Source organism: Natrialba asiatica DSM 12278 (genome assembly GCF_000337555.1).
GTDB lineage: Archaea > Halobacteriota > Halobacteria > Halobacteriales > Natrialbaceae > Natrialba > Natrialba asiatica.
Genome location: NZ_AOIO01000030.1, coordinates 301,639 through 326,140 on the forward strand (window position 1 = coordinate 301,639; position 24,502 = coordinate 326,140).

Genomic DNA, 24,502 nt, shown 5'->3' on the forward strand with positions numbered 1-24,502 from the left:
GTCGTCGATCGTGTCAGCAGCGGAGCGGCTGTGTCCGCAGCTAGTCGTATCGACAGCGATCACTGCGTGCGCCGTTCCGGGCGGATACCGGCTTCCTGCTCGGTCCCTCCGGTCTCCTGCTGCTGTTCGCGCTCGTCGTCCCCGTCGTCGCTCGCAGTCTCCGCTTCCTCAGCCGTAGCCAGCGCCTGCAGTTTCGACCGAACCGCATCCGCAAGATCGTACGACCGCACGCCGGTCCGGTCGAGGACGGCTTCCGTGCGCAGTTCGGAAAGGAGACTCTGAACCGCGACCGTCGAGCGGTCGACCGCCGTCGCGATCCGTTCCGTCTCGAGTGGCCCCTCGCCAGCCAGCACCACGAGCACGTGTGCGGCCGTCTCGACCGTACACCGAGAGCCCTCGCTCGCCCGCTCGAGACGCCCGCCGATCCAGGTCGGCTCGAGCAAAGCGACGACATCTCCCATGTCGTACTCCGTCTCGTCGTTCGCGACGACGAGCGCCGACTGCCCCCCGTCACCACCGGTACCGACGTATCCCAGTTCGACGGGGGTACCGCCGGCCTGCACGATCGTCTCCGACTCTGCGTCGGCGTCGCCACCAACGGCCTCGTCAGCGTCCGCCGAGGTTTCGGCTTCGAGTTCCTGAACTCGCGACCGCAGTCGTTCGGCCTCTTCTCGCAGTCGCTCGATGGTCCCCGTCCGGGATTCGAGTGTTTGTTCGAGTTCTTCGATGCGTTCCTTGCGCGTTTCGAGTTCAGCCCGGAGGGCGTCGCGTTCGTCTTCCAAGTCGACGACCTCCTCGTGGAGGCGGCGCAGTTCCTCGTCGTTGCCGCCGCCGAGTTGCGTCTGGACCGTGCCGGGATTGCTCAACGCGTCGGCCATCTGTTTGGCCGCGCTCGAGACGTCTCGGGCGGACTCGAGTTCGTCCTCCAGGGTCTCGATGCGTTTCTCTTTCTTCTCGAGTTCGGCCTCGAGTTCGTGGATGCGGTCCTGTTCGCGGTCCTTGCGCTCGGAGATGTCCTGCAAATCCCCGACGAGGGCGTCGGAGACGGACTTGAGTTCGGGACGTTCGAAGTCGTCGAGGCCGGGCGTCGCGCCAGCGTCGAACGTTCGCTTGCGGCGGAACTGGACCTTGCGGACGTCGACGTCGGTCCAGTCGGTCTGGACGAACGCCTGACCGTCGTTCAGGTCGGAGACCATCTCGGAGTATTCGGTGTCGATGATTCGGCCAACGACCTTGGTGTCGTTGTCCCAGGTGAGGCGGTGCCAGACGAGCCAGTTCGCCTGCGTGATGAAATCCTTCTTGACGTCGGCCGGGCGCTGGCTGATGCCGAGGATGCCGAGGCCGTGCTTGCGCCCGCGCTTGCTGATCTTGATCAGGAGGTTGCCGGTTTCGCCGACGCCGCCGCCCTCGGGGATGTACTCGTGGACCTCCTCGACGACGAGCAGGAACGGCTTCTTGAGCTTCTTTTCCTTGACGAACAGCTGGCGGGCGATCTTTCGTAACAACTCGTCCGACTCGTCCTCGTCCAGGTAGCCCGAGACGTCGAGGATGACGGGGACGTTCTCCTCTAAGGCGAGCGTTGCCATCTGTTCGGCGTGCTCCGGGCCGATCTGGATGTCACACTCCTCGTCGGCTCCGGCGTGGAGCATCTCGTACTCCTCCTTGAGGCCGTAGTACTCTCCGTCGGTGTCGACGATGAGCAGCGGGAAGCCAGCTTCGAGCAGTTCCTCGGCGATGACGGAGGCGGTGTTCGACTTGCCCGACCCGGACTTCCCGGTGACGAATCCGCGGCCGGTCAGCAGTTCGACGACCGGTAAGTACAGGTCCGTCCCGTCATCGGTTTCGCCGACGAGCACTTCGCGTTGCTCGCTCACCGCCGCCCCACCTCGTCCGCGCGCGACTCGGTCATTATCAGTACACTCCGGGCACGCGACCTTGAATATTGGCCTCGACGTGAGAGTTCGGATTGGCGATCGATTTCGACGCCGATTCACCGACACATAGTGTGTCCATGACTAGCATACCTGAGAAAAGATTATGCCACTTGCGGCCAACGTATCGATCGTTCCGATGATCCCGACCACGCCACCATCCACTCGCCACGCGGCAGTCATCGCCGCTGCCGGGCGAGTTCTCGAGTCCGTCGCCAGCGGGTATCTCGCTGGCAATGGGCTCATCGGTGGCCGTGGACGGGATCGCTGACGGCTCCACGCCGTCTCTGACCCCGTCCGCGCCGCGCACGTCTTCGCCGGCCGGGGTCGCTACGACTGTTCCTTTCCCGGTTTCTCCGTTACGCAATCGGGGATTCCGCCGTTCGGTTCACGCGACACCGGCCAGCGAGTGCTGCGCGGGGCGACGCCCCCGCAGTGGACTGGCCACCGGCGGACGCCCGACAACACGGGCCGTCCGACCGCCGAGTTCGACTCTCGACGGGGGCCTATGGATCGCACCCAACCCGAAATCGCGGCGACGCTCACCGTTCGCGTGCCGATCAACGCGACCGGCAGCCTCGCCGACGGCGCAGCGCGCGTCGTCGAACGAATCGACGCCGTCGACCGACTCGAAGACGCCACCGTTCGCGGCATCGATCCCGCACTGAACGACACGACGGTCGACCTCCGCGTTCGAGTCGTGTTCAGCGACCCCGCCCGCCGCGACGAGACCGACGCCAAAACTGAACTCGCGGCCGGCGTCGGCATCAAAGCCGTCGAAAACGTGGAACCAGAGCCCGCAGAGACGGCAGAACCGGAGCGATCGCCCGCGACGCTCTCGGCCGTCGACTAGTTCGTCGCTCCGATCGCCGCCACTCGATCGGGATAGCACTCCCAGTCTCAGGCCCTTGCCGACCTCGCTCCAACGCCCACCGCAGCGATTCGCGAGCACCACCGAAAGCGAAAAGCGAAGATGCTGACAACTCAGCTCCCGAGCGTGAGCGACCAGTCTCTGTCCACCACCGTATAACCCTGCGCCGCGTACGCTTCTTCCTGATAGCGATTCGCAGCCACCAACTGCGTCAACCGGTTCAGCGCGTACCGGCGCGTTGATTCGAACGCGACGACGACCGCTGTGCTCTCCCCGTCGTCTTCGACGGAGACGCGGTATCGTCCCCACGGTTTCTCGCCCGCCGTGATATCGAGTTCGCAGTCGGCACCAGCGGAACTCGTCTCGGAACCGGAGCGAACGGTTACCGCCATCGTCGTCGACCGCCGGCCGAACAGATACGAGTACTCGTACACTCCGCCGTCCGCCGTCGAGCGAACCCTCTCGGCCCCGCCCCACTGGAACGGAAGCACCGGCGGCAGCGCGCTCGCGAACTCGTTCCGTACGGCATCGGGATCGGCATCCGTTCGCAAGTGTAACTCACCCTCGGTTTCGAGCAGCGGAACTCGAACGAGGGCGATAGCTGCGAGCGAAAGCCCGAGGGCCGCGAAATACGGCAGAACGATGAACGCGCCAAACACAGCGGTTACAGCAACCGCTGCGACGAGAAGCGTCAGAATTCGTTCAGTACGTTTATACCGTTCGGTTATTGTATGAATCTGATCCGGGACTTCGACGCCGGCAGTGGCGGACATACCTAGCTCGACACTGTCATGATCGTCTGATGAACGTTCCGGATCGAGTTCTCGTTTCGGTCGGCAGACTGCAGTGGTCCCTGAAGAGAGTGGATTCGTCGTTACCGTCGCTCGAGACGCATCGGTTGTCGCCGCTGTCCGTTTCGAGCATCGCTTCATACGCTCTGCTGTACCGATTTCCTGGCGCAACCGCGAACTGCTCTCCGGTTGCGCCGAAACTGACTGACAGCACTCCCAGTCTCAGGCCTCGAAGTAGTCAGGAATCCAAACCCTCAATAATACCTTACGGAAACGAGACGTATGGTCCCCAGCCGAGATGCAGCCCTCTCGAACCCGACCGACAAGCAGACGAGTTCAGCGGCCCCGTTCTCGCGACGTCGCGCGCTGCAAGCCGGGATCGCAGCGCTGACCCTGCCGCTTGCGGGCTGTGTGAGCGACTTGGCCGACGAGTCGGCTCCGAAAGACGGAGACGGAGACGGAAACGAAACTGTAGCGGACACTGACGGTACCGACGATGAGACAACCGCCGACGATGGCGATCAACCGACCGAGGAGAACGCCGCCGAAGAACGCGACGACAGCGTCGATGCCGCGCTATCCGCAGTGGTCGAGACGTACCTCAACGCGGCCGTCGAAGAGGACACGGAGACGATGAGCGAGGTATCCCATCGACTGAACCCCCTCGACCCCGCCGCGTGGGAAGAAGAAGGGTGGGAGTTCAGCGGCGGAAACGGCGACGCCGATCCCGACGAGTACGAGACCACCGTGCGATCGAGGGACGCCGCCACCGACGCCGTCTTCGAACTCGAGGGAAGCGAGTTCTGGTTCGACCGGGACGAACTCGACGACGACCTTGCCGACGAACGGCTCGCGCTTCTCGAGGTCAGTGCCGACGATCCGTCCGGTGGGGACCCGACCGTCTGGGTACTCGCCACCGAGAACGGCGAATGGAAGTATCTGTTCTCGGGTCCGGCGGACGACGCGCCGGACGATCCGTCGGAGGCGTTCGAGGAACCGATCGAGGACGAGGCAAATGACGTCGTCGAGGAAATCAACTGGGAGTACGACAGCCCCGCGAGCGACGTGAACCAGGCGGCGGTCGTCCTCACCGATTCGACCGAGATCGACGCGGAGCGAGTTCGCGTCGAGTCGACGGTCGCCGGCGGACAGACGGGTGCCTACGATAACGAGGAGTTCGGTGCAACCTGGACGGGAATCACGTTGTACGTGGAAGTCGATCCTGCGGGCGACCAAATCGTCGTCACCGCGATCGACGGCGACGAGGAAACCGTCGTCCACCGGGAGCAGTTCGAACCGTAGACTGTCGGTGCGGACCGCTTACTGCCGTGGTTTCACCGATGCAGCCCCGCCCCGCTCAGACCTGCCGAACACGGAGATCCGCTGCCGTTCTAGCGGGACGTCGCACACGACGAGAAATCGTGCGGCTTCACCGGGAAATCTCACTCTTGATCGCTCTCAGCGCCGTCTCGATCAATCGTCTCCTCGCGAACCGTCATCCCCTTGCGGCCCAGATGCTGGAGTTGTCGCCGCGCGAAATCCTCCTCGCGCGTGCCGCGCGTCGCGAGCACGTAGACCAATGCGCCGCCCGCCGGCCGCATCGTTCGCCCCGCTCGCTGCGTTCCCTGCCGTCGAGAGCCGCCCAACCCGGACGCGACGATCGCCAGATCCGCCGTCGGGAGGTCGATCCCTTCGTCACCCACCCGCGAGACGATCAACAGGTCGCGTTCGTCGCGCCTGAACTCGTCCAACAGCCGCCGGCGCTCGTGATGGGGCGTCTCGCCGCTGAGGAACGGGACGTCGAGCGCGGTTGCGAGTTCACCGCCCTGGTCAAGATAGTCCACAAAGATGAGGGCCTTCGAGTTCGGCTCCGCGGCGAGGAGGTAGCGGATCTCGTCGATCTTGCCGCGGTTCTGAGCGGCGATTCGGTACCGCTCGCGCCCTTCAGCCGAGGCGTAGGCGTTTTGCTGTTCGTCGTCGCCCCACGGGACGTACCGGATCTCGAGTTCGGGTTCGGCGACGAAGCCGTCGTCGAAGAGCGCCTGCCAGTCGGTGCCGATCGGGGGGCCGACGAGGGTGAAGATCTCGGTCTGACGGTCGTCTTCCCGGATGGGGCTGGCCGAGAGTCCGAGGCGGTGGCGCGACTGCAGGTGCGTACTTCGCCGGTACACGTCCGAGGGGACGTGTTGGCACTCGTCGAAGATCACGAGCCCCCACTCGCGGTCGTCGAACAGCGAGCGGTGGCGGTCCATCCCGGCGATCTGGTAGGTCGCGATGGTGACGGGGCGGACGTTCTTTTGGCCGCCGTGGTACTGCCCGATCTGGTGGGGAGCGAGCGAGGTGAACTCCGCGAGCGTCTCGGCCCACTGGCGGGCGAGGTCGCGACTCGGAACGAGGACGAGTGTTTCACCCTCGACGTGGGCCATGGCACCCATCGCGGCCACTGTTTTTCCGCTGCCCGGCGGGCCGACGAAGACGCCCTCGCCGGCTTCGGCGAAGCGGTCGATCCAGGTTTGCTGGTACTCGCGCAGGGAGACTTCGAGGTCGACGGAGAGCTGTTCGCCCGAGTCGAGTTCGCGCTCGTCCTGGACGGGGTAGCCGGCTTCGTAGAGGATGCGCTTGATCGCGGCTTCCGAGCCCTCGCGGACCCAGTCTTCGGTGTCGGAGATGGGTGCGTGGACGTGTTCCTCGTCGAGTTTCTGGCGGGCGACGTTGCCCATCACTTCGGGGCTTTTGGCTTCGAGAACGGTGTAGCCCTCCTCGTGGGTGGTGAGCCGGAACTGGTGGGCGCGGTCCCACTGGCTCTGGACCCAGTCTTCGAGTTCGGCCGAGCGCTGGCCGAGCGCCTGGCGCATGGTTCGCGCGAGGGCGTCGAAGGAGTCGTGGGGTGCCTGCCAGACGTCCTCGGGTCTGACGACGTAGCGGTAACCCTCCTCGCCGTTGCCGTCCGCGAGGTGGGCGAACTGGGCGAGCTGGGCGCGAGTGAACTGGTCGGGGCGGTCGACGACGATTTCCCGGCGTTTGGGGAAGACGACGACGCGCTCGCGGTCGGTGAGGTCCTCGAGTTCGCTCGGGTACCAGACGACGGGATCGGCCGAGACGGCGAGGCGTTCGAGATCGCCCCGCTCGGTGAGCGCGTCGAGGCGGTCGCTGACGGCGTCGTGCGACGGGTGGTGATCGAGCGTGCGCGCGACTTCGCCGGCGGTGAGGACGGGACGGCCGGTTTGCTGGCAGGCGTCGTGGAACGTCTCGAGTGGGAGCGGCGAGCGCGACTCGCCGTCCGCACTTGTGCTAGCGGGTGCGTCCGCGTCCGTATCCGAGTCTGTGTTCGGATTCTCGTGTTCGTTCCCGTCGGCGGCGTCCACGCTGTCGGTCTCGGCGGCGTCGGCGGCAGGAAGGTGCTCGTCGCTGCGCGTCGCTGACGAACGTTCGTCTGTCACTGCCGACCCTAGCGGTGGCGGGAGTAAACAGATTTCGCTTAGCTTAGTTCCGTTTTGACGACACGGGCGCAGTAGTCGTGCCGGTCGTTTCCACGGTGTGGTGTGGCCTGTGAAAGCGCAACACTATATGCCGACCGAGGCCGTACGAACTCGTATGTTCCGCGCGATCCTCCCGGAGGGACAGATCATGTGTGAGGACTACGATCGAACGGACGACGGACTCAGACTTTACGACGAGGACGGCGAGTTCATCGCGTTCGTCCCGTACGCGAATTTACACGCGTTGCTCAACGAAGACGTCTACAGCGAGAACGAGCGGTCGATCATGTAGCCGGAGCCTGGTCGATCGCGTCGAGTTGCTCCCGGTAGCGGTTTCTGACGGTGACGACGGTGGTCTGGGCGGTGTCGGCGACGGCTCGTTGTGGGATCGTTTCGTCACAGAGTAGGCCGGCGGCGTAGATAGCGGCAGCGGCGAAGCCGGTCGGTGATTTGCCGGAATGGAGGCCCTGTTCGGTCGTCTGTTCGATGATGTCGACGGCTTTGGTTTCGACGGCTTTGCTCACGTCGAGTTCGGAGCAGAACCGAGGGACGAACTGGCGCGGGTTCGTCGGCTCGAGATTGATGTCGAGTTCGTCGGCGATGTAGCGGTAGGTGCGCCCGATCTCGCGCTGGTCGACTCGCGAGACGGATGTTACTTCCTCGAGACTGCGCGGAATCCCTTCCTTTCGACAGGCGGTGTAGAGTGCGCTGGTGGCGACGCCTTCGATAGAGCGGCCGCGGATGAGATCCTGTTCGAGAGCCTGCCGGTAGATGACGCTTGCCGTCTCTTTGACGGGCTTCGGGACGCCGAGGGCGCTGACCATGCGGTCGATTTCCGAGAGAGCGTACTTGAGATTGCGTTCGCCGGCGTTTTTCGTGCGGATGCGTTCCTGCCAGACGCGCAGCCGGTGAAGTTGGCCGTGCTTGTCGGCTGACATCGAGTGGCCGTTTGCGTCCTTGTTGCGCCAGTCGATCGTCGTCGTCAGCCCGCGGTCGTGCATCGACTGCGTAAGGGGTGCGCCGACGCGGGAGAGTTCGTCGTGTTCCTGGGCGTTGAACGCGCGCCACTCCGGGCCGTAGTCGATCGGATCTTCGGTGAGGACGAGCCCGCACTCTCCGCAGACGCGTTCGCCGCGATCCGGATCGTGAATGATCGTCTCAGTTTCGCAGTCTGGACATAACCCTTGGTCAGCCTCCTGGACCTCGGTTCTGGTCTTGTCGATGATGGACTGCGTCATCAGTAGTGGACGGAAACCGTGCTGTCACTGTAAGGGGTTCACATGGTTTCGCGAGAAACGCCGACTTACTGCACCCGAAGAGAGCACGACGACGGCGTGTTTCGCGTCCCGAAGCAGTGTCCGAGAGTGGTTATTCGTCTCGCGCGAGAGAGCCCGAATCGATCCCGTCCCAGACCGGACCTCCGGCGATTTCGTCTCCTGACGGGGTCATACTAGAGGGTGCAGGCGGTGTCCACTACCGACGACTGGGTCAAGATAGTAACTGGACGACGAGTAACATCGTAGTTCCACACGTAAAGATGGCTTTCGAGTGCAAACCGTCAGGAGAATTTATGTCGCTCGGGTCAAACGTTTTCTAACAGTGCTGTGTTGCCGACCCGCACACCGACGCCACTCTCCGCATCGATACCGCGTTTCGAGCCACAGTCGTACGGCGTCGATACAGACGCCCAATCCATCGATACTGACGCTGCACTCGATCTCGAATCGTCGACAGCGATCACGCTCTCATCGCCTCGGCAGCGTCGCGTCGAGAAGCCGGTCCGTACCCCCTTTGCAGCCGGTGCGAAACGTGGCTGTGCTTAAGAGTGTCTCTGTTGGTGTACAACTTGGTGTGTCAATCGTGACTGCGAATTGCCGTTCGAGCGTACAGGGGCCGCTGCCGGTCCGACAGTCCAGTGGTTCGGATACGGCCTGGCGACGGCAGTCCTCGACTCAACCCGTCCCAGCGGAACCACTGGAATCGAACTCTGAGCGACGACGTGTTCACCCGGAACAGGCTCGAACCCGAACTCAGAACCGATACCAAAATCGTCCCCGGAATCGACTCTACAACCAGCCCCACACACAGGACCAAACCCAACCCCGACCAACCCGGAAACAGTTCGTCCACAACCGCTGCAACCGGTCCACCGGACAGCTCCCAACCGGCGGAGGCCCGCGATAATGTCCTCCGTCGATACCTCCCTTCCGGACGAACTCTCCTCCTCCGTCGGCGACGCCGAAACTGACGACCAACTCTCCAAAGACGTCATTTTCGAACTCCTGAAGAACCGCCGCCGACGCGAAGTCCTCACCTACCTGCTCGAGGCCGACGAAACCGTCACGCTCGGTGAACTCGCCGAACAGATCGCCGCCTGGGAGAACGATACGAGCGTTAACGCCCTCAGTTCGGACCAGCGAAAGCGGGTCTACGTCGCGCTCTATCAGACCCATCTCCCAAAAATGGACGATGCCGGTATCGTCGAATACGATCAGGATCGCGGACTGATTTCGCTGGCGGACAACGCCGACCTGCTGATGATGTACCTGGACACGGATACCCACCGACAGGACCGCTGGGATCGGTGGTACGCTGGCCTGAGCGTGGCCGGTGGCCTCCTCGTTAGTGCGGCACTGGTTGGTCTCCCTGGGCTCACGGCCCTCCCAACGCTTGCGATCGCCGGCGGTGTCGTCGTCGCGTTTTTCGCCCTCTCGCTTGCCCACGTCGCGACGAATCGCCAGCACGAACGCGATGTCGACGGCAAACTCTCCCGAATCGAGTAAGTCCATTTCGTTCGGATCCGCCCCCTCTCGTCCACGACTCACGGAATCTGACCAGTCGTTCCCGCTGGCGTTCTCAACGACGAACAGAATCGAGAAGGACTTTTATCCGGGCCGTTCGTACCATTAGATGGCTCCCGGCGACCGTCATCCAGTACCGGAGCAGTTCGCGTGCCAGCTTGCTGTTCCACGCGCGGGAGCCATCTAATTACCGATCACTAGCCTTTAGCTCCTGGGCAGTCAGAGATTGGGACTACCGAACGCCGCGTGTGTTATCATACAGCGCCGAGACGATACCACGATCCGTTCACGACCGACGACCGAGAGGAGTGGTTTTGACTCGGCACGCTGCGTATACTGTCGGGTAGAACGACGTGAAGACGGTCGCTCCGCTGGGGCCGTCACCGGTGGAGACGCCCGCAGAACGCGTGCGTTCTGATGGGCATCGCAAACCGACGGTTTGCTCGACGGCCGCGGATTCGCGACTGACATCGTCTCGACTTCTATCCGACAGTATCACCCCTCAATTCCGACGTAACTACTGATCCCGCGCGTTGTACTGCACGTCCACCGTTGCGTCCCCACAGAGCGAGAAGTCCCCGAGTTCACCCGCGAACCAGTAGGCGTCGAGTTCGGTATCGACGACGCCGCGAACGGTGCCGTCCGCAATCGTGTCATCGGCGTCGATGGTCGCTTCGCCGGGGTCGGCTTTGACGATCGTTCCGTTGACCGTCACGGCGTACGACGTGGGGTCGTCGGTGCCGGAGCCGTCGATAACCAGCGCGTGTGGCAGCAGTTCAGTGTCGCCGTACGCTGCGGGATCGATCCGTTCTCCGTCGAGGAAGACGGCCGCCTCGCCGTCGGTAAACGTCACGTCCGTCAGCGCCCCCGAGAACCGGAACACCTGCGACGAGTCCGTCACCGAACTCTGGACCGTCGAGCCGGAGATCGTCGTCGCCTCGTCGTCCGGATCTTCGTCGGCATCGAGTTCGATCGTGCCGTCGACCGTGATCTCGTAGCTCGTCGGTGCGCCGCGGCCGTCGATTTCGAGTTCGTGTGGGAGCTCCTCGCCGTAGTCTGCGGGATCGACTTCCTCGCCGTCGACGAGCACTCGACCGGGGCCGTCGACGGTCAGCGACGAGAGTTCGCCCTCGAACCGGAACGCGTCCTTCCAGTCGGCGACGACGCCGCGAACGCTGCCGTCTTCGAGTTCGTCTTCGCCATCGATCGTCGCGCCGTCGGTAGTCGCCTGCTCGACCGATCCGTCGACCGCGAACTCGTAGCGGGTCACGTCCGCGCTGTCGCCTTCGACGAGCAGCAACTGCCCGTCTTCGGCGTCCTCGGTATCTTCGCCGTCCTCGGCGTCGTCCACGCCGCCGGTCGTTCCGTCGCTCGACCCGCCAGAGGCGGCTTCCGCCGCCGACGTCGGCGTCCCCTCGGGAACCGAGAGTTCAGGTGAACTCGAGACGTCGGTCTGTTCGAGACCGCTGCCCTGGACGTTGCCGTCGATGGCTCCACCTGACATCTGGGCGGTCCCGCTTTCGCGGAGGACCATCGCGTGCGGGTACGGCCCGTCGGCGAAGTGCGAGTTCTCGATCGTGACGGTGTCGCCGGGCCAGACCCAGACCGGGCGACCGTGGGCCTCGGTGTAGCCGCCCCAGCCGGGACCGTAGTCGGTGTCGTCGTTGTACGCGACGGAGTCGACGATCGCGTCGTCGCCGCCGGCGACACGGTACGTGCTGACGCCGTTGTTCTTGCCGTAGCAGCGGTCGAAGTGGGCCGACCCGCCGGAGGCAGTGTTGGAGCAGTAAAAGCCGTTGTTCGGCCATCCCTGAACGTTACAGTGGCGGAAGGTCACGTTACAGGACGACTCCTTGTGGTAGAACACTGCGCCGGGACCGTGGACGAAGCTCTCGCCTTCCTTGGTCGAGCCATCGCCGAGGTAGACGTTTTCGATCAGCACGTCTCCGCTCGGAGCCGTGATCGAGATCATGAAGCCGTCTCCGCGGTGGAGTCCCTCGAAGCCGACGTTGCGGATCGTCGAATTGCCGCCCTCGACGAGCAAGACGACGCTATCACCGGTCGTCAGGTCGATCAGTTTGTTCTCGAAGGTCTCGCCCTGCCCGATCCGAATGACCTGACCCTGTGCGTCGATCGTTTCGTAGTCGGCCTCGTCGGCCGCGCCGACGGTGCCGGCAAACGCCGTTGCTGCAGTCGTTGCGCCGGCCAGTTTCATATACGATCGACGGCCGAGTAATTGAGTATTACCGTCTGTCATTGCCTTATCCCCGGATGAACCGTCACCCGGTACCGAACGTTCGCGTGCCATGTACTACGAGTAATTTGGGACTACTACAAGAAACTTTCTCTTATCTAATCTCTAAAATTTACAGACGGTAGATATGGTCTGAGTATTCGATCACAAAACTATCTATCTTCACAGCCGAAACGCGTTTCGCCACGTCGGCTCAGTCTGGCGAGTAATACCGTATTACCGCTCGGCACAGTGAATTAATATCATATGGATTATACTATCGATCGCGTCCGAATCGAGAACATGACGCGTTCTCAACTCGTTTCGACGGGAGTGGTAAGTCGGCGGGAGCCACGAAGAACGGAGAGCGACGGCTAGATCGGGGGCGAAAGACGACACAGCAAAAGGAGGATCCGTCAGCGGGACTGCGGTGGAGGGCCGCCGTCAGGGGGACGAGGACGGCGAGCGATCAGTCGGAACTGCCGGAGGCCGCAGCCTCGGCGTCGGTCGGGACGCCGTCGGGGATGACTGCCTCGGGGTCGGTGCCGACGCTGTCACCGAGTTCGACCGTCGAGCCGGCGTTTTCGGCGATACCGGCTTCCTCGCCGTAGTCGCTATTGCTAACCTTGACCTCGGTGGCGGAGCCGTTCGCACCGGCCTCGATAGCAGTGTTCTGGCCGTTCATCTCGATCTGGCAGTTGTCGACCTCGATCGGACCGGGTGCCCAGGCCCAGATACCGCGGCCCTGGTAACCCTCGTCGTCGACGAGGACGCTCGAGTTCGTGATCTTGCTGCCTTCCGTCGCGACGCGGAAGTGAGAGACGTAGCAGTTTGCGGCGAAACAGCTGTCGATGTGGAGGGTACCGCCGCCACCCGTCCCGGGCGCGGAGCCGTAGATGGCGTTGTCCGCGAAGTTCTGGATGTTGACGTTCTGGAAGTCGATGTGCCCGGCGTGATCCGGATTGACCCAGAAGGCGGTCTGGCCGTGGCCGCTCGAGCTGCCGTTTTGCTCGCCGGTCCCATCTCCGAGGTAGACGTTCTCGATCGAACTCTCGCCCCCGGAGTCGGAGATACCGAAGGTAGCGGAGCCGGTTCCGGAGGTGTTTTTACCGGTAAATCCGATGTTTCGGATCGTCCAGTCACTACCCTTCGCGGTAATGACGATATCCTGGCCGGTGGTCATGTCGATGAGTTTGTTCTCCCACGTGTCACCGGACTCGACCGTGATCGTCTGCCCTTCGGCGTCGATACGTTCGTAGTCCGATTGGCCCGCTGCCGTCCCGGCTGCACCGAGCGTCGTCGCTGCGGCCGCGACCGCCGCGACCGATTGGACGTAGTTGCGGCGTGTTAAGCCGGAATTACAGCCGTTGTTCGGAGTCGTCTCCGTTTCGGACGTACGGGAATGCTGCGCCATACAATTCCGTAACAACACCTTATGCCCATAAACCTTTCTTTGGATCTGAAGATTAAATTTATAGAGATTCTTTGTAACACTACGGTTTCGCTCACAATGTAGCCCGTCTCGTTCACGAAGATACGAACGATGAACGGTGAAAACGGTTCTCACAACAGGGGCTTTCCGAGTCAATACGTTTTTACTCGCGGTTGCAGGAGCTATACGCCCCGTTTTCCGTCTTCTGACCGGTGTGCTAACTCGCCACAGCAGGTCGGCTGATCCGCGCTGAAACAGTGGGCAGTCCGTACTTACCCGCGCCGCCGTCGGCGAGAGTTCAGAGACTGTGGTACGGATTCCCCGGCGTAACTGTAGGAGAGGTCGCGGTGTGTCGGAGCTAACTGACAGCAGTCCGTCGCGGTCGCGAGCCGAGATCGGTCGGAGAAATCGTTTCGGAGATCGTTGCGCTACACGGTGGCACCGTCAGTCGCGTTCGTCGACTCGACCGCGTACAGTTCGAACTCCTCGTTGGAGACCACCTTGTTCACGCCCGGTTGCTGCGAGACGTCACTCAATGCGTCCTCGCTGTGGTGTAGCTCCTGGTAGACCTCGATCTCCCTCGTCACGTCGTATTCCGTGACGGCGAAGTAGTAATCGGATCCGCGATACGCGCCCGTGTAGTTGCCCGCCTCGAACTCGTCGGGATCGACTTCGCCGCTCGCCGTGCCGGCGCTCGTCAGTGGTGCCTCACGTTCGAGGCCGTAGATACCGTGATCGTACCGGTACGGGTCGTATCCGAGCCCGGCGTACGGCTGGTCATCGACGCCGTGATCGAAGCTCGTCTCGTAGCCGCTGTACTGCTGGTCGGTCACGTGTTGGTTCGGACTGAAGATCAACGGTGATGCGTAAACTGTCCCCAGCCCGAGGACGAGACACGCGCCGAGGGCGACGGCGGCGACCGTGTTCGCTCCGGGCATCGTGAAGTATCGTGAGAGCCCGCCGATAGCCTGGGCGATCGCGACACCCGCGAGGATCGTCAGGACGACGTAGATGAACCCGATCTGTCGGAAGGCCATCGTCGGCGTCCCGACGAAGTAAAGCAGGAAGATGCCGCCGAGCGGGAAGAGCGCGATCGCGAAGTAGGTGACGAACGCCGAGGTCTCGCGGTCGACTTTCGTCCAACCGAGCCACATGACCAGCACGAAGAGCGCGACCAGCAGTCCGATCACGGCCGCATCGAGGAACATCCGAACGAACAATTCGCCGAGGCTGCCGCCGATTTCGGTAAGCGACGCCCCGCGTTGGTCGACCGTCTGTCCGCCGCTGATATCCGCGGACAGCATTCCAGTGGCCATCCCGGACAGCGCACTCTGAAACCGCTCGTTCGTCAACGCCCAGGCCGCAAAGATGACGCCGAGGACGATCGTGTGCGTGTAGGCCGTCGGGTGGTCGAGCATCGGGTGGTCGCTGTACCGCCAGCGCGCGAGATACTGCACGCCCGCGACGGTACCGACGAGGACGACGACGTTGATCATCTGCTGTGGGTGCACGAGCAAGAGCGCGATCCCGGTGAGATACAGCAGGGCACTAAACGGCGAGAGTCCGAGCGGAAGCCGCTCGACCGTCGACCGGCGGTGAAGATACGCGACGAAGGCGAACAACACGACTGGTACCAGAAACAGCGCGTTCGAGTTCGTGTGCACGCCCATGTGCGTCGCGATGTTGTTGATCGGCAGGACCATCCACGAGACGATCGCGGCGACGCCGACCGCGAGTCCGTTGCCGGAGATGTCGCGGACGACGAGCGGCACGAACACCAGGAACGGAACGAACAGGACGACGACGGTGAGCAACAGGGCTCGCTCGATAGGGATGCCGGCGACGAAGTGCAAGACGGATGCGAGCGAGTGCAGCCCCGGATAGAACAGTTCGTGGGGCTGCAGGTTGCCGCTGACGATGTCCCGCGTCCACCCGAGGTGAGTCAGCGCGTCACCCATCCCGGCAAACCGGTAGTTCCGAATCAGCGGCAGGCTCACGATCGCCGTTACCGTCGTCGCACCGAGTGCGATCCCGATCGCTTGCTGGCGGCCGCGGCAGGCGAGTGCCGTAACGAGCGCGATTGCGAGTGCGATCCCGAATCCGACCCAGACGGCCGTCGGCGTCGCGGTAAACAGCGACGGTTCGTACGCCGTTGCCGGATTCGCCCTCGCGACGAGAAGTCCCGCAGCGAGGGCGAAAAAGCCGACCGCGTACGTCACGTTGAGCACTGATCGGTTCATCGTCTCAGACCTCCACGATGCAGCCAACTGGTTGGACACATTGCTTGCTCGGAGCCTCGTCGAATGGGGCGTTTGTTATAGGGAACCTATCAAACAGGGTGTGAGTGCAGGAAAAACGAACGGGTTTGACACTCGTCGACACGGCGTTGCCCGGCGACTTCCCCGCCGCCATTCGGAGTCGCCGCGTGACCGGTACGGTTGTCGTACACGCTGAACTCGGGGGACTGCGCTGGAATCCGGGCGACGGTCCCGATCAGTGAAGGACGACGTTGTGCCGTGTACGGCGTCGTTGTCGAACAGCGGAGGGTCGGCTATGGATCGATTTCATCGTCCCCGACCGATCAACGGTTCTGATGGTTTTTGTAGCCCTCCGTAGTCCTCGGGACAACGAGTTCAGCTATGTCATCGATCACTCTCGACCGGCCGACCGTCTCCGGGTCGACGCTCGCGTGCGAGGTGCACCCGTCGTCCGATCTCCAGCGCTTTTTCACCGGTGAGCCGATTACCGTCAACTACGACCGTTCGATCGAATCCGTTCCGGACGGGATACTCGTGGTTCCGATCCTCGCACAGGTGTGTCCCGTCGCCTGGGCGAACGGTGCGGACGTGTACGTCGAGACGGTCGATGGATCGTTCGCGCACGCGCTTGCGGCGGTTCAGGAGTCGCTGTGTGGAATGCACGACTTTCTCGAGGGTGGCGAGTTGTACGCTCGCCGAGTTCACGAGCGCTCCGGCGGCTCCGACGACGTCCCTGGAACCGGCACCGGCACCGATGGTAGCGATACCGACGATAGCGCTCGCACCAGCGACGACGACAGCGACAGCGCACTCCTCTTCACCGGCGGCGTTGATTCGACCTGTTCGTACGTCCGCCACCGCGAGGAGGAGCCGACGCTCGTCAGTCTCCGCGGCTGGACGATCACGCCAGATCCGGCCGACGACGAGGACTGGGAGACGCTGCGAGAGCGGGTCTCGACGTTCGCCGACGAGCGCGATCTCGACACGGCGTTCATCGAGACGAACGCCCTGTCGGCGCTCGACCACGCAATGCTTCTCGCTCACTACAAACGCTACGTCGACGGCGGCTGGTACAGCTCGGTCGGCCACGGTCTCGGTCTGCTCGGCCTCTGTGCGCCGATGGCGTACACTCGCGGCATCGAGGATCTGTACGTCGCCGCGACCCACTGGGACGGCATCGACTTAGAGTGGGGCTCGCGACCCGATATCGACGACCACGTCCGCTGGACCGGCACGCAGTGTCACCACGACGCGTACGACCTCACCCGCCAGGAGCGCCTCGATCTGATCGCCGACTACGTCGAGCGCGAGGCCGCGGATCTCGAACTCCAGACCTGCAACACGCGGCTGGACGGCAACTGCGGGCAGTGCGAAAAGTGCTATCGGACCGCCGTCGGCCTCCGCCTCTCGGGACTCGACCCGCAGGCACACGGCTACCCGTTTACCGACGCCGACTACCGCGATCTCCGGCGCGCCCTCGAAAACGGAGCCTGGGTGCTCGGCCAGGACGAACGCTACATGTGGGCGGACATCCGCAGGCGCGTTCGCGAAACGGACCGCGAGCCCGAATCGGCCGCCGAACGCGAGTTCTTCGCGTGGCTCGAGACGGCGTCGCTCGACGAACTCGTCTCGGAATCGGGGCCGCCGCTGTCGCATAGGGTGCTTCGCGCGGGCGCGAGGAACGCACCCGCGAGCGTCTACAACACGGCGTATCCGGTCTGGAAGACGATGAAGACGGGTCTCCACCGGGTGCGGCTGGGACGATAAGAAGGAGCGACGAGCGGAGCCGTGAACGGAGATTTTCCGCGAGTTCAGCGGAATTCGAGTCGTCGGTCTGCTTAGTTGTCGGTGTCGGAATCGGCGTCTGCGTCTCGATCTGCATCTGTATCCGTATCCGAATCGGACTCGTCCGCCCGCCCGGGCGTGATTTCGATCGGGTGGACCTCCTCGTCAGTCTCGCTTCGGTCCGCCGCTTTCCCACCCCGGCCCCCCGACTCACCGCCGACCGGAATCTTCGTCCGGAGCGACGAGGCGACCGACTGCACCTGATCGGCCAGCGTCTTGACCTCCGACTGGAACTCCTCGACGGAGCGTTCGACGTAGTGAACTCGTCGGGCCGGGATTCGCCGAACGATATCGTTGCCCTCGTCGTCCTCGTCGGTCTTGATGATCCAGTGGTCCTGGAAGTAGGCGACGTGTTCGTTCGGGACGGTCTTTCGGACCGTTCCCTCGTCGGGTTCGTCGTAGACGATCGTTGCCTCACCGAGGTCGCGTTCGAGTTCGAGGTCGTCGTCGACCATAGTGATGGGTTGGTCGCGAGAACGGTAGCCGCTGTGCTTGCAAGAGTTAGAACGGTCGCTATCGGGTGCGAAATAAGCGGTGCAACCGGAGTGACGACCCGCGGTCGCGGTCACTCCATGTAGCCGAGTCCCTTCAGGCGGTCTTCGACCTCCGTAAAGTCCTCGTCGACCGCCTCTTCGTCCTCGTTTTCGGGCTGTGAGACGGCGGTGCGCTCGACTTTCGTCTGGGAGGGCGTCGCCGCCGAATCGAACGCGTCGAAGAGGACGCGCCCGTCGATGTTCTTCGGGACCGGCTCGCCGATGCCGTGGAGCAGCGTCGGCGCGACGTCGACGACGCGGGCACCGCGAAGGGTTGCTCCCGGTTCGATTGACGGACCCCGACAGAGAATAATCCCCTCGCTCCGGTGGCTAGCCGCGTACGTCCCGGTATCGCCGAACAGTTGGTCGGTGATCGCGTTCCGGCAGTCGTAGCCGTCGACGCCGTTGACGACGAGATCCGGCGAGCCGTCGTCGGTCGGAAAGAGTTCGTCGCCGTCGGCGATGGTGAGCACGCGATCCCCGTGTTCGTCCGTGACGGACTCGAAGAGTTCAGCGAGTTCGGTTTTGACGCGGTCGATCTCCGACGGCGGGACGACGCCGTGTTCGAAGCGGTCGGTGTCGTTGACGTAGCAGTTGCCGGCACCGTGGACGAACGCGGTCGTCTCCTCGTAGTTGACATCGTAGAGGGCGTGATCACCGGGAATCTGTTCGGCGACCGAGTCGACGAGCGTCCGGGGGAGCGTCGAGACGAGCAGTTCCTCGGAGATGCCGACCCGTGCCAGCACGTCGGTGATCCGGTCGCGGGAGATGCCGAGACTCGCGAGCGCGCCCCGCGTGCCCTCGTCCTCGCGCCTGGCGAGGTAGCCCTCTCGCTCCAGCACGTGATTGATGTAGACCAGCTGGTCGATCGAGCCGAACCCGTGATCGGAGACGACGTAGAGATCGGCGTCGTGGCGATCGGTGAACTCGATCACGTCGCCGAGGATGGCGTCGAGTTTGCGGTAGTGATCGAGAAGCCGGTCCATGTCCCAGATGAGGTGCTGGAACCGGTCGGGGGCGGTGTAGACGAAGAAGAACAGCCGCCAGTCCGCGCCCGCGCGATCGAACTGGAGATCCATGACCTTGCGGCGGTTGGCCAGCATCTCGTCGACGGCGACCTCGAAGTCGTCGAGCCGGTCGGCGTACTCGGGGTAGTCGAGACTGATCTCGTAGTCGGACACCTGGGACTCGATCTCGGCCTGGAGGTCGGGCGGGTGGGTGAAGTCCTGGTCGGTCGAGGGCGTCATCATTCCGGTGACCATCGTGCCGCCCTCGTCGAGTTCACGCGCGGGGTAGGTCATGGGGACGTTACCGACGTGGGCGGGAGAGAGGAGATCCCAGAGGGTGGGCTGGGTAACGTCGTGGCTTGTGTACATCTCGTGGGAGTAGGTTCTAGAGAGGTTCTGGAAGCCGTAGATCCCGTGTTTGTCCGGCCAGACGCCGGTCGCGATCGACGGCCACGCGAGTGGCGTCGTCGGCGGGCGCGTGCTCTCGAGGGTCCCGGACGCGCCCTCGTCTCGAAGTCGGGCGAAGTTGGGAAGCGCCCCCTCGTCGCTCCACTGTTCGATCAACCGCCACGGCACGCCGTCGAGGCCGAGGACGAACGCTCGTCCGGTCCGTTGAGTAGATCCGCTCATGATTGTCGAGAAACCTGCTGTCGTGGAGGTGTCGGGATGATCGCTTTGTTATAGGCAACGTTCACGGACTGATCAGGCGAAACGACCGTTGTTCGGTCACGTTACCAGGTCGTCCGAGCGACGGCGCGGCTGTTCGCTCACCATACCGTTTGCGGTCGCGCGCCTGCACACTCAAAGGGACCAATAACAAAACCGGCAGATCAAATCCGCCACGAGTATGCTACGACCGCGTGGTGGGATCGATGGGTAGCGTCGTTTGTTCGCTCGATGCCGAACTCGGTTGGGGCTTTCACGATTTCGAAACACCTCCCGCCGATCGGGTCGAAGCCGGCCGCCGCGGCTGGTCGACCATGCTCGACCTCTTCGATGAGTACAAGATTCCGGCCACTTGGGCCGTCGTCGGCCATCTCATGCTCGAGGACTGCGACCATGTTCACACAGACCACCCCGCTCCCGACGGCTGGTTCGAATACGAGCAAACCGACTGGAACGACCGCCCCGACCTCCGATTCGGCCCGGATCTCGTCGACGCGCTATTGACCGCCGACGTCGATCACGAGTTCGCCAGCCACTCGTTCTCGCACGTCCTCTTCGGCCGCCCGGAGACCGACCGCGACCTCGCCGTGGCTGAACTCGAACGAAGTCTCGAGATCGCGGATGCGTGGAGCCAGCCCGTCGACTCGTTCATCTATCCGCGCAACGACATCGGTCACCGGGACGTCCTTGCCGAGTTCGGAATCAGCGCGTACAGAGGGCGGTCGCCGACGCACGACGGCGTGCGCGGGCTCTTCGCTTCGACGGTTCGGGATCAGACGATGCTGGTCGAGCCGTACAGAGACGAGTTCGGGTTGGTGAACGTGCCGGCCTCGCTATTTCTCTTCGGCTTCGAGGGGCCGGCGCGGACGGTTGCGGAGTCGATCTGGCAGGACCCGATGGTCGTCCAGGCCAGGCGGGGGATCGAGGAGGCCGTCGGTAGCGACGGCATCTTCCACATGTGGCTGCATCCAAACAACCTCACACACCGCCGCGACGACCGACGCATGCGGGCGATTCTCGAGTATCTCGATCGACGACGGGCGGAGACCGATCTGACGGTCGAAACGATGGGCGACGTTGCGCGACGGGTAGCCGTCGCCCGCGGCGTCGACGGCGGAGTCGTCGCCGTTGACGGCGGGCACACGCGTGATGACTGAGAAGCGCGTTGTACGACGGCGATAACAAAGCCCACCCACGCCCCGTTCTTGCGTAGATGTGCTCTGCAATTCGTAGTCGATTCCCCTTCTCTGGCTCGAGCGGCCTCGCGCTCGGCGTGCTCGGCGTCGGCAATATCGGCATGGTTCACCTGAAATCCGCGCTTTCGATGGCCGCGGTCGACGTTCGTGCCGCCGCCGATGCGATGCCCGAGAACCGAAACCGGGCCGAACGCGCCGGCGTCCCGCGCACGTACGACGACTACACGACCCTGCTCGACGCGGAAGAACTCGACGCGGCCGTCGTCGCGCTGCCGCCGTTTCTCCACGCGGACGCGGTCGAACGAGCCGCCGAGAACGACGTCGATGTGTTCGTCGAAAAACCGCTCGCGCGCTCGAGTGAGGAAGCCGACCGCTTGCTCGAAACGGCCCGGAAGGCCGGCATCGCCGTCGGCGTCGACCACACGCTTCGCTACCAGCCGGACATGATCGGCGTCAAATCCGAATACGAGGACGGTACCGTCGGTCGCGTTCCGTACGCCTCGATTACGCGGCTCAACGACGGCCCGCTCGGCCGTCCGCCCGTCGAACACGCGCCCCCCTCGTGGCCGCTCGACGCCGACGCGGCCGGCGGCGGCTCGCTGCTCGAACTCGGCATCCACTGCTTCGACGTGCTCGAGTGGCTCTTCGGCGACCTCGACGTCCGCGACGCCACGACCGACGCGACGCTCGACATCCCCGTCGAGGACGCGGCGACGGTCCTGCTGCGCGCACCCGAGACGGAGACGACGATCACGCTCCACTGTGGCTCCTACCAGTGGGAACAACTTCCCGAAGTGAACACGCGCCTCCGACTCGAGGGCATCACCGGGACGATCAGCAACCAGGACCACCTCCCCGGAAACTTCTACGCGAGCGCAGCCAAATCCGCACTCTCGAACGTCGCGAGCAGAGTCACCGGCTCCGAGTCCGACGTCTTCGGCCCCACGTTCTACCTGCAGGCCCACTACGAGGCGCTCTCGGCGTTCTGTGAAGCGATTCGCAACGGCGAGCGGCCGCCGGTCGACGGCCGGGACGGCAAGCGGAGCCTCGAACTGGCCGAAACCGCCTACGAACTGGCCGCCGACGGCGACGGCGACGAACTCGAGACGATGGAGGTGACGTGATGACGGGCGAATCGGTCGTCCGCGGAACGGTCGTCGAGGCCGGCGAAAGTACCAACGACACCGATATTGACGCCGACACCACCGACGGCACCGAACCCCGAGACCTGCTCGACGGCCGCGGCGGAGACGGTGACAACGCGCCCATTCGACGCTGGAATCCAGACCTCGACGCACGGATGGCCGCCTTCGAGTCGTCCGTCGAGCACGTTCTCTCGCCGATCCTCGACGCCCTTTCGACCGCCGGCCCGGGGCGAATCACCCTCGTCCCCGACACGCACTACCCGTTCCACCCCTCCACCGGCATGGTGACCGATCCCGCCCTCGTCGGTGCAACCCTCTCCCTCCTCGACGACCGAACGGACGCCGAGCTCGCCGTCGCCGGCACGAGTTCAGCGGCCATCGCGTTCGAGCGCACGACCGACTACCTCGGCTATCCGTCGCTGGTGGCACGCACCGGCGCCGAACTCGTCGATTGTAGCGACGACGACCTCGAACGGGAGCGATACGTCCTCACGAACGACGACCACGCTGTCGCGGTATCGGTTCCCGTGCCCCTCCGAGAGAGCGCCGTGATCGCCGTTCCGACGCTTCGGCCGACCGACGCCGGGACGTTCGCGGGCGGACGGCGAACGCTCGCGCGGCTGGTCGACGCCGTCGCTGACTCCGCGGCAACCGCCGTTGCAGCAACCCACGCGATCGACCCACGGGGTTCCCTGCTCGACGCGACGACGGCCTACGGCGAGTCGCCCTACGCGGCGAACGCCCTGTTTTCCGGTCCGACGCCCGCCGTCGACACCCTCGGCGCATCGCTACTCGGCCAGTCGAGCATCGCCGATCGGACGCGCGCAGCTGAACTCGAGGCGATGGGGACGACGGACGGCGCCGGCGAGATATCGACGGTTCGCGTCACACCGGTTGGAACCGCGGCGGACGCCAGCGGCGTCGACTTCGAACAGCACCTCGCGACGCTCCGGGAGCGACTCGACGGCGCGTCGCTGCCGCCATCTGACGCAACGCACCCCGCCGTCTCAGCCGCGTACCGCCTTTACGCTGCGGTCGGCGGGGACGCCGTCCCGCCACAGCTCGACGCGCGAGGTGGGCACTGATGACGGAATCGAAGGCGGAGTCGGATGCTGACGGGTCTGCGGCCGGGACCAAACCAGGCACCAGCACCGACACCAGTACTGGCACCGCCACAACCGACACGACATCCAAAACCGACACCGATACCGATACCGCCACCCCCACCGCCGCCGTCACCGGCGCAACCGGCTTCCTCGGTACCGCGCTCTGCAACCGACTCCTCGCTGACGGCTGGACCGTCCGCGGCCTCTGTCGCCCCACCTCCGATCGCAAACGGACCATCCGCGACGGCGTCGACTGGTACGTCGGCGACCTCTTCGATCGAACCACGCTCCGCGAACTCGTCGACGGCACTGACGCCGTCTTCCACCTCGCTGGCGTCGGCCTCTGGAGCGCGTCCCCCGAAACGGTCGAACGCGTCAATCGCGAGGGAACCGGCAGCGTCCTCGACGCCTGCCGCGACGCCGACACCGGCCGGCTGATCTTCACCAGCACCGCCGGCACCCGCCGCCCGGACCAGCCCGGTGAACTCGCGACCGAGACGGATGTAGTCGAACCGATCGGTGCCTACCAGCGCTCGAAGGCGACAGCAGAGCAGTTCGTCGACAGGTACGCCGCCGAGGGCGGCGACGCCGTGACCGTCCATCCGACATCGGTCTTCGGACCGGGCGACGACGAGTTCACCGCGCAGTTGCTCTCGATGGGACTCGAGCCGACGATGCCGGCCTACCTGCCGGGCGGACTGAGCATCGTCGGCCGCGACGACGTGGTCGGCGGCCTGCTGGCGGCGTACGAACGCGGCGAGTCGGGGGAGCACTACATCCTCGGCGGCGAGAACCTCACCTACGAGCAGGCGATCGAGCGGATCGCGGACTACGCGGACGGCTCACCGGCGCGCGTGCAGGTGCCGGCGGCGGCGATCCACGCGGCCGGGCCGGTCGCGGAAGTCGTCGGAACGGTCACGGAACAGCACGTGTTCCCGTTCGACCGGAAGATGGCGCGGCTCGCGACCGAACGGCTGTTCTACAGTTCGCGCAAGGCCCGAGATGAACTCGGATACGAGTCTCGGCCGCTCGAGGCGCACTTGCCGGCGGCGGTCGACTGGTATCGAGCGGCGCATCGGTGACGCCGGCGGCGAGTAGATCGAGATTCCCGCGTGGCTGTCACCGGTCCTTCTGTCGGAAGGGTATGGCTGCCCGCGGTTCGGCTCGAACGCACCACGGGACGGGATGGCGAAGAGGGGACGGTTCCG

20 protein-coding genes are annotated in these 24,502 nt (G+C 64.2%); 11 read left to right on the plus strand and 9 right to left on the minus strand.

Annotated elements, in window-relative coordinates:
- Positions 1 to 59 precede the first annotated feature (59 nt).
- The gene (locus tag C481_RS12895; protein ID WP_006109664.1) at positions 60 to 1,874 is read right to left on the minus strand and encodes a helicase HerA domain-containing protein; all 1,815 of its coding nucleotides are present in this window, start codon (positions 1,872 to 1,874) and stop codon (positions 60 to 62) included.
- 196 nt (positions 1,875 to 2,070) lie between these two features.
- On the opposite strand from C481_RS12895, the gene C481_RS22965 reads away from it, so the two are divergent.
- Both C481_RS22965 and C481_RS12900 read left to right on the plus strand, forming a co-directional pair.
- The gene (locus tag C481_RS22965; RefSeq protein ID WP_275040066.1) at positions 2,071 to 2,202 is read left to right on the plus strand and encodes a hypothetical protein; all 132 of its coding nucleotides are present in this window, start codon (positions 2,071 to 2,073) and stop codon (positions 2,200 to 2,202) included.
- 237 nt (positions 2,203 to 2,439) lie between these two features.
- A complete protein-coding gene (locus tag C481_RS12900) occupies positions 2,440 to 2,784 on the plus strand; it encodes a hypothetical protein (protein ID WP_006109665.1) in 345 nt (114 codons plus the stop codon).
- 131 nt (positions 2,785 to 2,915) lie between these two features.
- On the opposite strand, the gene C481_RS12905 is transcribed toward C481_RS12900, so the two are convergent.
- Complete coding sequence (locus C481_RS12905) at positions 2,916 to 3,575, minus strand: hypothetical protein (RefSeq protein ID WP_006109666.1); 660 nt, start codon at positions 3,573 to 3,575, stop codon at positions 2,916 to 2,918.
- A 300-nt stretch (positions 3,576 to 3,875) separates the two neighbouring features.
- On the opposite strand from C481_RS12905, the gene C481_RS12910 reads away from it, so the two are divergent.
- Positions 3,876 to 4,895: a hypothetical protein gene (locus C481_RS12910; RefSeq protein ID WP_006109667.1), complete on the plus strand. Its 1,020-nt coding sequence runs from the start codon at positions 3,876 to 3,878 to the stop codon at positions 4,893 to 4,895.
- 140 nt (positions 4,896 to 5,035) lie between these two features.
- Here C481_RS12910 and C481_RS12915 read toward each other — a convergent pair whose 3' ends face one another.
- On the minus strand, positions 5,036 to 7,033 hold the full coding sequence (locus C481_RS12915; RefSeq protein WP_006109668.1) for a DEAD/DEAH box helicase: 1,998 nt from the start codon (positions 7,031 to 7,033) through the stop codon (positions 5,036 to 5,038).
- 154 nt (positions 7,034 to 7,187) lie between these two features.
- Here C481_RS12915 and C481_RS22220 point away from each other — a divergent pair, with 154 nt between their 5' ends.
- Positions 7,188 to 7,364: a hypothetical protein gene (locus tag C481_RS22220; RefSeq protein WP_006109669.1), complete on the plus strand. Its 177-nt coding sequence runs from the start codon at positions 7,188 to 7,190 to the stop codon at positions 7,362 to 7,364.
- Here the strand turns inward: C481_RS22220 and C481_RS12920 are convergent.
- Positions 7,357 to 8,310, minus strand: a complete 954-nt coding sequence (locus tag C481_RS12920; protein WP_006109670.1) for a transcription initiation factor IIB — start codon at positions 8,308 to 8,310, stop codon at positions 7,357 to 7,359. The two genes, C481_RS22220 and C481_RS12920, sit on opposite strands and share 8 nt — an antisense overlap.
- Positions 8,311 to 9,255: 945 nt before the next feature.
- Here C481_RS12920 and C481_RS12930 point away from each other — a divergent pair.
- Positions 9,256 to 9,855, plus strand: coding sequence for a DUF7344 domain-containing protein (locus C481_RS12930; RefSeq protein WP_006109671.1), 600 nt, complete (start codon positions 9,256 to 9,258; stop codon positions 9,853 to 9,855).
- Positions 9,856 to 10,390: 535 nt separating this feature from the next.
- On the opposite strand, the gene C481_RS12935 is transcribed toward C481_RS12930, so the two are convergent.
- The 3 genes from C481_RS12935 to C481_RS12945 form a co-directional block, all read right to left on the minus strand.
- A complete protein-coding gene (locus tag C481_RS12935) occupies positions 10,391 to 12,088 on the minus strand; it encodes a hypothetical protein (RefSeq protein ID WP_006109672.1) in 1,698 nt (565 codons plus the stop codon).
- A gap of 487 nt (positions 12,089 to 12,575) precedes the next feature.
- Positions 12,576 to 13,520, minus strand: coding sequence for a hypothetical protein (locus C481_RS12940; RefSeq protein WP_006109673.1), 945 nt, complete (start codon positions 13,518 to 13,520; stop codon positions 12,576 to 12,578).
- Between the two features lie 446 nt (positions 13,521 to 13,966).
- Positions 13,967 to 15,778, minus strand: coding sequence for a hypothetical protein (locus tag C481_RS12945; protein ID WP_006109674.1), 1,812 nt, complete (start codon positions 15,776 to 15,778; stop codon positions 13,967 to 13,969).
- Between the two features lie 125 nt (positions 15,779 to 15,903).
- On the opposite strand from C481_RS12945, the gene C481_RS22970 reads away from it, so the two are divergent.
- Both C481_RS22970 and C481_RS12950 read left to right on the plus strand, forming a co-directional pair.
- Positions 15,904 to 16,038: a hypothetical protein gene (locus C481_RS22970; protein ID WP_275040067.1), complete on the plus strand. Its 135-nt coding sequence runs from the start codon at positions 15,904 to 15,906 to the stop codon at positions 16,036 to 16,038.
- 139 nt (positions 16,039 to 16,177) lie between these two features.
- On the plus strand, positions 16,178 to 17,563 hold the full coding sequence (locus C481_RS12950; protein ID WP_006109675.1) for a hypothetical protein: 1,386 nt from the start codon (positions 16,178 to 16,180) through the stop codon (positions 17,561 to 17,563).
- A 71-nt stretch (positions 17,564 to 17,634) separates the two neighbouring features.
- Here the strand turns inward: C481_RS12950 and C481_RS12955 are convergent, their stop codons facing one another.
- Positions 17,635 to 18,096: a hypothetical protein gene (locus C481_RS12955; RefSeq protein WP_006109676.1), complete on the minus strand. Its 462-nt coding sequence runs from the start codon at positions 18,094 to 18,096 to the stop codon at positions 17,635 to 17,637.
- A 110-nt stretch (positions 18,097 to 18,206) separates the two neighbouring features.
- Positions 18,207 to 19,811 (minus strand): alkaline phosphatase family protein, encoded by a 1,605-nt coding sequence (locus C481_RS12960; RefSeq protein WP_006109677.1) that lies wholly within the window; start codon positions 19,809 to 19,811, stop codon positions 18,207 to 18,209.
- Positions 19,812 to 20,053: 242 nt separating this feature from the next.
- On the opposite strand from C481_RS12960, the gene C481_RS12965 reads away from it, so the two are divergent.
- The 4 genes from C481_RS12965 to C481_RS12980 are packed head-to-tail and all read left to right on the plus strand — an operon-like array spanning position 20,054 to position 24,376.
- Positions 20,054 to 21,004 (plus strand): polysaccharide deacetylase family protein, encoded by a 951-nt coding sequence (locus C481_RS12965; RefSeq protein WP_006109678.1) that lies wholly within the window; start codon positions 20,054 to 20,056, stop codon positions 21,002 to 21,004.
- 56 nt (positions 21,005 to 21,060) lie between these two features.
- Positions 21,061 to 22,167 (plus strand): Gfo/Idh/MocA family protein, encoded by a 1,107-nt coding sequence (locus tag C481_RS12970; RefSeq protein WP_049904635.1) that lies wholly within the window; start codon positions 21,061 to 21,063, stop codon positions 22,165 to 22,167.
- Positions 22,167 to 23,273: a hypothetical protein gene (locus tag C481_RS12975; RefSeq protein WP_006109680.1), complete on the plus strand. Its 1,107-nt coding sequence runs from the start codon at positions 22,167 to 22,169 to the stop codon at positions 23,271 to 23,273. The genes C481_RS12970 and C481_RS12975 overlap by 1 nt, the downstream gene beginning before the upstream one ends.
- Positions 23,273 to 24,376 (plus strand): NAD-dependent epimerase/dehydratase family protein, encoded by a 1,104-nt coding sequence (locus C481_RS12980; protein ID WP_006109681.1) that lies wholly within the window; start codon positions 23,273 to 23,275, stop codon positions 24,374 to 24,376. The genes C481_RS12975 and C481_RS12980 overlap by 1 nt, the downstream gene beginning before the upstream one ends.
- The last annotated feature ends 126 nt before the right edge of the window (positions 24,377 to 24,502 follow it).